This window comes from uncultured Turicibacter sp., from assembly GCF_938044715.1.
Classification (GTDB): Bacteria; Bacillota_I; Bacilli_A; order MOL361; family Turicibacteraceae; genus Turicibacter; species Turicibacter sanguinis.
This window is the reverse complement of sequence record NZ_CALIOS010000049.1, coordinates 1-10,531: the sequence shown is the minus strand read 5'-3', so window position 1 is coordinate 10,531 and position 10,531 is coordinate 1. Positions and strand designations below refer to the sequence as shown.

At 33.7% G+C, this 10,531-nt stretch carries 5 protein-coding genes and 1 pseudogene; 1 reads left to right on the top strand and 5 read right to left on the bottom strand.

Annotated features, from left to right (window positions below; translation table 11 throughout):
• Nucleotides 1-90: 90 nt before the first annotated feature.
• The 3 genes from QWC74_RS04895 to QWC74_RS04885 form a co-directional block, all read right to left on the bottom strand.
• A complete protein-coding gene (locus QWC74_RS04895; protein WP_006785678.1) occupies nt 91-1,965 on the bottom strand; it encodes a hypothetical protein in 1,875 nt (624 codons plus the stop codon).
• Nucleotides 1,956-3,050: a bifunctional glycosyltransferase family 2/GtrA family protein gene (locus QWC74_RS04890; protein ID WP_006785677.1), complete on the bottom strand. Its 1,095-nt coding sequence runs from the start codon at nt 3,048-3,050 to the stop codon at nt 1,956-1,958. Before QWC74_RS04890 ends, QWC74_RS04895 begins: the two co-directional genes overlap by 10 nt.
• Before the next feature lie 325 nt (nt 3,051-3,375).
• A complete protein-coding gene (locus QWC74_RS04885) occupies nt 3,376-5,238 on the bottom strand; it encodes an LTA synthase family protein (RefSeq protein ID WP_006785676.1) in 1,863 nt (620 codons plus the stop codon).
• A 184-nt stretch (nt 5,239-5,422) separates the two neighbouring features.
• On the opposite strand from QWC74_RS04885, the gene QWC74_RS04880 reads away from it, so the two are divergent.
• Nucleotides 5,423-7,690: a YfhO family protein gene (locus tag QWC74_RS04880; RefSeq protein ID WP_155222894.1), complete on the top strand. Its 2,268-nt coding sequence runs from the start codon at nt 5,423-5,425 to the stop codon at nt 7,688-7,690.
• A gap of 18 nt (nt 7,691-7,708) precedes the next feature.
• On the opposite strand, the gene QWC74_RS04875 is transcribed toward QWC74_RS04880, so the two are convergent.
• A complete protein-coding gene (locus tag QWC74_RS04875) occupies nt 7,709-10,276 on the bottom strand; it encodes a YfhO family protein (protein WP_006784204.1) in 2,568 nt (855 codons plus the stop codon).
• A 28-nt stretch (nt 10,277-10,304) separates the two neighbouring features.
• Nucleotides 10,305-10,531 (bottom strand): annotated as a pseudogene (locus tag QWC74_RS04870) (hypothetical protein); the annotation flags it as partial.

Genomic DNA, 10,531 nt, shown 5'->3' with positions numbered 1-10,531 from the left:
AGCTATTTCATGAGAAACTGTCGCATTTGTATTGACAATTCGTCATTTATATAAATAAAAAGGATGCGGTGTGAGAACCTCATCCTTTTTTTATGGCATTAAAACATTTTCTAAACGTACCGTTCCATTTTCCTTGATCACACGATATAACGTATCGTTCATTAAATCAATCCCTGATTCAAATAAACTTCCATAAGTATTAATAAATTTTTCATCAATGCGATGTAAATAAACATAATCATACTCATTTAACCTCGATGCCCATTCCGAAACGGATAAATTACAAGTGTATAAATCAGTATCTGAATAAGGGTCACCTAAACTATACTCATATGTATTAATGTGAATTGGCGTTAAAATATAACGTGATGTTAAATGACCATGACGATTATTTTGCGTAATAAGGTAAACACGGTCAGTAGGATTAACCACCTCTAATAGTTTTTCCATTTCATAATAATCCCATCTTGTTTCAACACTTTGATCAATATAATAAGGGGCTAAAATGGTACTATTTAATAGTGGTTTAATATTGATGAAAATTAAGCAAAAGACGACACAAGCTAATGGTAAATAAGGCTTAAACTTCTTTGACTCATCAGAATCAACACTCAACAACATATATACTAAGAAGATAAAGAATCCCGTTAAATAGGTTCCTAAATAGCGAGCGAGTGAGGCAAGACCTGTTGCTTCCCCTTCTGAATACGTAAATAAATAGACTGATAAGAGTGAAGCTGCAAAAATGAGGCATCCCATAAAGATTAAACGAATGGCCCATTTTATTCTAATTTGATATTTTTTGTTTGTTAAATAAACTAAACTTGCACCTAATAAGGCAAAAATAAATAAACACCCTATAAAGTTAATATCAATCATAAAGCCAGTGATTTTATCAGTAAATAAGGCATTAAAGAAATTAATCATCGTTTGTTTACGATACACAGGTTGATCATCGGCATAAAGATTTAATACTTTTTGTAAGGTTACACCAGGTTCTCCCCAGTAACTCCCTGTTTGACAAATCTTTAAGTACCAACTCCATGAGTACTTCGCAAATAAAATAGTGATTAAAGGCAAAATAAGCATCACTTTATTCACATAACGATTTTGCTTCATAAACGATTTAACCTCTAGGCGATTTAAAATTAAATCTGGCAGAATAATAACAAGTGAAATGGCAGCTAAACCAAATCCCGTTTCTTTAGTTAAGATGAGTGTAGCGAAAGCTAAGCTTAAATTCAATAAATTAAATTTAGACATGGGCTGACTAAAGTAACTATATAAGATATATCCAAAAATCACACCTAGTGTAGCATCAACATAAATCGTATGATAGAACTCATAATAAAAAGCGAGTGGAACCACAAGTACCGTAAAAGCTAACATTAAAAATTTCTTTGGTTCTTTCCAAGTGGTAAACTTTAAAATAGGAATCAATAACGCGATATTAAAAACATTGATGGCCCGATATAAATTTCCTTCAATAAATACCCCAGATAGTTTTTGTAAGAAATATTGGAATAAGGCAATCGCCGGTGGATAAGATTTAAACGTTGTCGTAGCAATGGATTGATTTCCAAGAACATCAAGTGCAAACATATTCTTTACCGTTAATCCCCAATGTGAAAACTCATCCCATTGTGTTAATAAACGACCCCGATGAGCCCACCAAATAAACCCAAAGAATAGTACAAAAAATAGTAAACCTGGTGTTAGAGAACGCATGAAAAACTCTTTTTTATCTTTCCAAACAAAATAAAGACTGAATCCAATCGCTAAAATAGTCAATCCGATCACCGCATAATATCCAACCTTTAATGAACCCAAAATTGAGCAAACATACATTAATAACGTCATGGATAAGACCGTTATCGGTAACACTTCTTCAAAACGCTTTTTAAAGAAGCCGCTATAACTAACTGTAATAGCTAATAAAATGAATAGAAATAAAACTAAATACATATGCGTTTATTTCCTCCTTCATTTTCCACTTCACGCTTAAAGACCCATTCACGTTGGATTTGGAAGCTTAATAAGAATAATAAGACATCCACGATTAATTTTAAACCAACTTCATTCATTTCAGACACTTTAAATAAATAAGTCACCCCAACACCAGAAATCAACATTTGAATGATGCATAAACAATAGTACTTGATAGCAGTTGAAATAGAATTTTCTTTTAAATTAAACACGGTATTTTTATTAACCATGAAATTCGCAACAGACGAAACGATACGTGCTAATACCGTTGCAATCATAATATAATTAAGTCCTGACATGCCTTTTAAAATCGAGATGAATAAGGTAAAAAATGAAATATCAATAATAAAAGAGGCAAATGAAGATAAGATAAATTTTAAAAATACCGAATATATTTTTAATGAATCAACTAACGGATTAAAATGAGAAGACTTATTCTCTTCTAAATAAATCGTTTGAATCGGAACCTCTGTAATACGAACTTGATTTTGTTTTGAATCAATTAACATATTCATTTCAAACTCAAAACGTTCACCCGACACATTCATCAATGTTTTTAAGTAGTTACGAGGGATAGCACGTAATCCTGTTTGTGTATCGGTCACTTTGACCCCACATAAAAATTTAAAAACATGACGTGTCATAATATTTCCAAAGCGGCTTCTAAACGGAATATTGGCTGCATCAAAGTCACGACACCCCATAATTAAATCTGTCGGATGCTCCATCAAAGTATTTGAACATTTGATAATGTCCTCAAGACTATGCTGACCATCGGCATCTACGGTTACAACCCCAACGAGATTTGGAAACGTATTTAAAATATAATTAAATGCCGTTTTTAAAGCACGCCCTTTTCCTAAATTGACATGATGTCGTAACACATGACAATGATACACGTTTTTTGCTTCTTCAAAATACGAATCAAATGTTTCAACACTTCCATCATTCACAACTATAATATGTTCAAATTCATTTGACCTTAAATTTTTAATAAGATTTAGCATTTTCTCATCCGGATTTAAACACGGAATAAGGATCGCTACCTGATTAAATGGCTTCACTAATAAATCCCCTTTTCTGCTCCTAATTTTATTTTAAGTCCTCTTATATAAGAACCGATAAGTTTTGTGGATTTCAAAACCTTTAGTGGTTCTATAGTTATACCTTAGTATCACAACGGCTTAAATACTAAGACTGCTTCTATAAAACTATAGATGACATTTCGGTTTATATACGGACTAAAAGTTATACTCAACGTCTTGTCGATAATTGTACTTCTTGCCTTTTAATTATAAAATATTCCGTCATAGATGGAAACATTTTTTCATAAAAATCCTTCTTTAGGAATTATTTTACAACAAAAGGGAGCTAAGGCTCCCTTTTAATTTACTGTGCGAAATAATCATCTTTTAAGATTTCTTGTCCAATTTCAAACATTTCAAGAACTTTATTATTCATCGAATTAATATAAGCCTCTGTTCCAATTTCATCGTAAGACTCCGTATAGCCAGACCAAATATTATTTCTTGCATGTTCTGTGATCCATCCATAGTTTGAGAAGACAACTAATGACTCATCATCAGAGAATGCATCAACACCAAAGGCATGATAGTAATCATAATTTAAATTAAATAAATTAGCCACGGTTGGTGCAACATCAAATGAACTCATAAGCTTGCTGACTGTCTGAGGTTCCATGCCTGGCGTCCACATAATAAGTGGGACTTTATGAAGTTCCTGCCAATTCCACGCATTCGTATCATCATATGCCCAAATTTTATCATGATGGATTGGGTAAGGATAATGATCACCAAAGATGATAATCACAGTATCCTCTAATTCTCCTGCCTCTTCTAATCGATTAATTAAATACGCCATCGATTCATCAAATGCATTTTGTGCCGCATAATAATAAACAATTTCTTCATCTGCGCCTTCTTTGACAAACGGACGCACATAGTCATAATTAGCTGCAAGCTCTGTTCGTTGAGTCGTATAAGGCGTATGACCATTCGTTGTTAATATGTAACTAAAGAATTTCTCTTGTTGCAAGAAAATATCAGCAGAAGCTTTCATTAAATCTGTATCACTTGGCCAATTGACCATGTACTCCCACTCGTCTAAAAACGCTAGCCCAAGTGCTTTTTGATCATAAAATGTTTCATACCCAAGAGCGCGATGATAATTAAAGCGATTATAGAAATCTCCTGTATTGGAGTGGAATGATTGTGCTGTATATCCCGCCTCTTTAAACCGATTCGCTAGCGTATTTGGGAAGGTATTATTCGCAAAATCATACGAGGTTGTTCCATAAGACATCGATGGAACTAATGACGTGTTCACCACGAACTCGGAATCACTTGTTGAGGCTTTATACGTTGGAGAATAGTAATTATCAAAATACAGTCCCTCTTGAATCATTTTATATAACGTCGGCGTCATATTTTCATCAATCGCTAAATTCGACAAACTTTCAGCCAAAACAAATACTACATTTTTACCTTCAAATAATCCTGTCATCTCATTTTCAACATGTTCATGGTTCATTTCTTCAAAATAGGCATCGATTTGTTCATAATCTGCCGCAATCTTAAACTTTTTCGAAATAAATCGTTGCGTGGTAATGCTCACATCTTGCTTCGTATAAGCAAATAGACCAAATCGTTCCATTGCACGTTCTTTATCAAATAAAGATTCATACAAATAGTTATCGTCTTTAAATTTATCTGATACTGAATCGGTTGTCTCAAATGTTATTTTGGTCACCCAGTTTAATCCAAATGCTATGACAAAGCAAACCACAACCGCCATATAATCAAACTTTTGACGCTTCATTTGACGTTTTAATAAAACTAAAATCAAAATAAACAACACAACCGGAATAAAGAACAAAGTATATTTCCATTCTAAAACACGGAAAATCTCTCCCTTAACCGTTCCAAGTTCTCCTAAATTAGTGGCTTGGGAAACTGAAAAAAAGGCTTTATAAAAATAATGATAAATGACTTGTCCAAGTCCAAGAATGGCAAATAAGATTGCTGTCAATCCATAATAAATTTGGCGTCCCATTCCTTTAAATAACAATCCGATAGCGGCAAAGCCACATGCATACGCTGTTGAAAATAAAATAGAACGTTTAACTAAAACATTCAATCCCGCTAAATAATGCAATAAAAGATCTACACTGACTAATGTCACAATATAAGCGAATACTATCACATAAGATTTAATCCATCCAAATTTCTTCATAAATTCCACCTCTTCGCTATTTCACCTCATATTATACCAAAATACAAAAAGCAGTCGCAAGTCGTTTTAAATTTTGACATCTTTTCATAACTTGACACAATTCGAAGAAAGGTACCAATGAAAAGCGATTTTATGATATAATAGCACAGAAAAATGATACTTATTTTGAATAAAGGGGGCTCCTATGCTTAAACGATATTTAAAAGAAGAAAAGTTTACGTTACTAAGCTTTTTGATTCTAACGCTTCTTATTTTTTCACCATATATATTACACCTTAAATCCTTCACCTTAGGATTTGACTATCAAAACCAACACCTTTATTTTTATGAGGAATTTCATCGTCTACTAAGCAGTGGAGAAGCTCCATTTTGGTCATGGAACTTATTTTTAGGAACTAATTTTATCGGTTCTAAAACCTACTACCTCCTAGGCGATCCATTTGCGTACCTAACACTTTTATTCCCCGCTTCAAAAATGATGGGAGCAGTCTTTTACATCACTCTTTTAAAACTATTTGTCGCACTCATTGGGGTAAGTGCTTTTTTGAAAGAAATGGGAATCAAATCACAAATGAGATTTATTCCATCCATCATGTACACTTTTTGTGGTTGGGGCTTTTTATTCGTTGAACATCCGATGTACCTAACATGGTTCGCTCTACTTCCCCTTATCTTTTTAGCCATTGAAAAGTATTTAAATAAAGGGCGTGTCAGTCTCGTTGTTTTCGCCTCTTTTATTTTACTCATTTCAAATTACTATTTATTCTGGTCATTATGTGTCTTCTTAGTCTTTTATTGGCCACTCAGATATTTCATGACCCATGAATTTAATATTAGAGCATTTATTCTATCCTCTTTAAAACTTGTCGCAGCCTTTATCTTAGGAGCTTGTATGACGCTCATTCTCATTTTACCAGCCGTCATTCATACAGCCCTTAATACACGATTAAATGAAGCAAGCGAAGGATTGTCTTTTTTATGGAGACCGATTAAAATCTACCTTGATATTATCATGCGTTCATTCTGTCCAAACTTTGATTCAACATGGGACAAAGCCCTTCTCTTTAACACTGATGATTACCGAACAAACCAATTAACGCTTTATTCTGGTGTTGTGACCTATCTCTTTGTCTTTTCGTACTTCTTAGATAAAACAAAGTATAAATTAAAAGAAAATTGGCTTTGGTTAAGTTTATATGGTATCTTAGGACTTCTATTAATGACACCTTATGGCGGGTCTTTGATGCATGGACTAAGTGAACCAACCTTCCGTTTTACAATCTTAATCATAATGGTCAATGTCATCATCGTTGCAAAATATTTAAATCATCGAGAATTTAAAAGACTTCCGTTAGTTTTGAGTAGTGTGATTATCATCGCACTTTTAATTGGATTAATCGTCATTGGGTCAAATAGTTATGAATATCTCCAAGAGCTTCAATTAAAAGAACTCTTCGTCATGAAAGTCACTATCGTACTTGTCATCGCCTACTTACTCATCCTTCTCTTCATCAAAAAATTCTCAATTAAAATAGCATCCATTGCGATACTTCTCATCCTAGAACTTGGGATTAGTGCCTCTATGACGCTTAATCGTTATCCTGATGGTAGCGAAGACTTCAGGCTAGGTGAAAAATATGACCAAGAAGCCTTTGATTATCTAGAAGAACTTGATTCAAGTTTGTATCGTACTTATACGCCTATCCGTGCAACGGATTACAGTATTTACCGAAACTTAAACTTACACTATGGATACAAAAGCGTTTCAACGTACGATAGCATGTACCAATTTACACTTAGCGATTTCTTTTCCCTAATTGGGGCCAATCCGACGTATTGGGGCTTCCATATTCTTGAATCAGAGACAGCTAAAATGCTTGGCGTTAAATATTATGTCATCTCACACGATGAACAAGATTTAATTGACAACTTGGATGAGCTAACACTACTAAAAACATTCGAACATGAATCCGTTTATTTGTATAACGACTACTTACCAATTGGGTTCACGTATTCAAACTATTTAAAACAATCGGATGCTTTAGCTATGTCACCATCTGAGATTGATTTTGTTAACACCTTAGTCCTTGAAGACGATGACTTTGAATCACTTTCACTTAAAAAGCAAAGTGATAAGCGTGACCTATTTGAACAAACCACATACTCGCAAAATAGGATTGATGGAACGATTACCATCACGTCTCCTGCTTACCTTTACTTCTCGATTCCATACGATAAAGGGTGGAACTTATCCGTAAACGGTGTAAAAACAAACTTTGATAAAGTACAAGGTGGATTTATTGGACTTCCTCTTGAAACAGGTCATTATAACATCACCTTAACCTATACACCACCAGGTTTTAAACTAGGAGCTATCCTAACAACCATCAGTACGCTAGGATTTATCACAATCCTAATCATAGAATTCAAAAAAAATGAACTCGGAAATTAATTCCCGAGTTCATTTTTTTTATTGACGTTTTCGACGATCAGCGATTAAGAAGAAAATAAAAAGTCCGCTACAACATGCTGTTAAAATGATTCCAATATTTAATCCAATCGGCCAATATGAAAATTCAATCTCATATTCACCTGCGTCAAGTTGTAGTCCTAAGAACCCTTGATTCACCTTAATCGGTTGAACCTTTTCTCCATTCACTTTAACACTCCATCCCTTATCATAAGGAATTGAAGTAAATAACCACTGGTTATCTTCATTAATCGTAATACTTGTTTTTAAATCATCATTATTAAATTCTAACACATCTAAACCTTGTGTTTGACGTGTTGTATATAACTCATCATAACGACTTAAGTTTTCATCTAAGTAAATGTTCACTAGTGCTAGTGGATCACCGTAATCACCCACAACGACCTCTAAATAATCAAATTTCGGTTCAATATAAAATCCTGCATAATCAAACTGATATCCGATTTGCTCAAAAACTAATTCTCCATCTAAATACGCTCGAACCTCAAGATCCGGTGAGCCAAAGTTTTCAACATAAACCATTGTCTTTTCTTTTGGTTCTTCATATTCAAAGCTAAAGAATCCTGGTTTTCCCCATTCTAAAATTGACGTTAATTCTTCTAATGGATTGATATCACGGAATGAATGACTAGCATATTCATCTGGTACAACTAAATAATAAGGATATAACAAGTTTTGTTCAAGCGCAGACTTAGAATTAAAGTCAGATTCACTGATGACCTGATTAAAGGTAAAGCCTAAATCGGTATAGAATTGATTTTCATAAACAATCGCGCCATTTAAATGCGTTAAATATTGAAACCCATAAGGAAGATTTGCTTCTCCACCACTAAAATCAATATAGTATTTATAAGCTAATAAATTTAACACGTTCTCCTTCCCGATTTGTTGAGAAGTTGTCCAAGAAGCAACCTTAAGTGGAGACAAGAACTGATCTTGACTATACTGATAAACCGAGGTGTAGAATCTAAATCCTTTAAAGTTACTCGACATTGGTAAATTATCATCCGCTGGTTTTCCTTTTTGAGTCGTTCTAAATTCAACACGATAGAAACTATCATCCATTTCCTGAAGAGCTTTAAAGAAATCAGAACGCTCAACCGCCTCATAATCTAAATTCTCTTTTGTCAATGGTGCATCTGTGCTTAATAGGTTTCTAAATGAAATAAGTCCTTCGAGTGCAATAAACACTGATAAAATGACTATTTTATACTTAATTTTAGGTAAAACTAAAGTTAACGTAAAAATAATAACCAAGATAGATGCTAATAAACAATGATTTTTTAACATGACTAATTCGTGTGCATTAACATTCCATTGACGCCATAATGTAAACCCATACAATCCCCATACGATGACAATAACAGTTCCTGCCATAACCATTAAGGCTGTCTTAAGATATTTCGTATAGAAGGCTTCTTCACGGTCTTTAAAATAGGCGTCTAGGAAGCGCGTGAGCATCATGACAAATAAGAACATAAACATATACATCCAACGTGTATCAAGAGATCCTTGTAATAACACATAGAAGATTTTAAATACAAAGAAGAATGATAATATTCCAAGGAAAATAACATACCCCATTTTTTCTCGTTTATCTTTTAAGAAAAGTAATAATGGAACAACCACTGGTGTTAGGATGGTCGTATACAAAGAGGCTCCTCCTCCCCATCCAATTCCAGGATCCGTTGTGCAACTAATTAAGAAGTTAGGATCAAAACGATGTCCCACTGGGAAGAAAATACTCGTTACATAACGATAAAATTGCTTTAACGTGACCACCGATGTTAAACTAGTCCCACTTTCACTTAAACGCGGCGTTTGAATAATAATTAGTGCACTTGGAATTAAGATAAGCCCTCCAATTCCAATTCCGAGTAGATAAAAACCGATGATTTTTAATTGTGTCAAGAAAATTTCTTTTCCTCGATTCATTAAGAAGTTTCTAAATAAAGAATACATCATCGCAAACGGAATGAACTGATAAGAGAAATAAAAATTCATCATCGTTATGAGTGCCACCAGTAATACCATTAGGCCAAATTTCTTTTCCTCTAAGTAGCGTTCAATCGCGTATAAAATGAGTGGATACAGTAAAAACGCATCTAAGAAGAAGAAGAAATGATAATACGTGAGTACCCATCCTGAGAACATGATGACAAGAGCACCAATGAAGGCCACTCCTAACTTTTTATTCAATTTACTTAACCATAAGAAGCTAAAAATACCAATTAAACTAATTTTAATGATATACCAGTATAAAAATAAGGTCGGAATGACATCTCGCGGAAATAGCGTCGTTAACCAAAAGAATGGGGACGTTAAAAAGTAATAAACATGTGAGAAAACACTAGAACCAAGTCCGTGTGTCCAATCCCAAAAGTTTAACTCGCCACTATGAACTAAATCCCATCCATGATAATAAAAAGGTAATACTTGCGTCAGGTTATCACCATAAAAAATCATCAACTCACCTGTTAAAACATATTTAAGATGAGCCAGTAAGACAATCCCGACTAAAATCAACATATAATGATACTTTTTCATCTCCAAACTCCATTCAATCTAAAATTCACTATTGATTCAAATAGCTAATATGATATACCACATAAGAATTATTGATATAAATTCGATTGGCAAACGATCCAAGTGTTTCATATAACAGTGGATCTCCATCGGCTGGTACGATGACAAATTCAATGGTATATGCACGCATTCGACGTTCTAAATCATTGTAAACTGATGGTTCTTCTTCTGCCCAACTCTTTGAATTGGTTAATAATGAATAAATAAACATGCGAT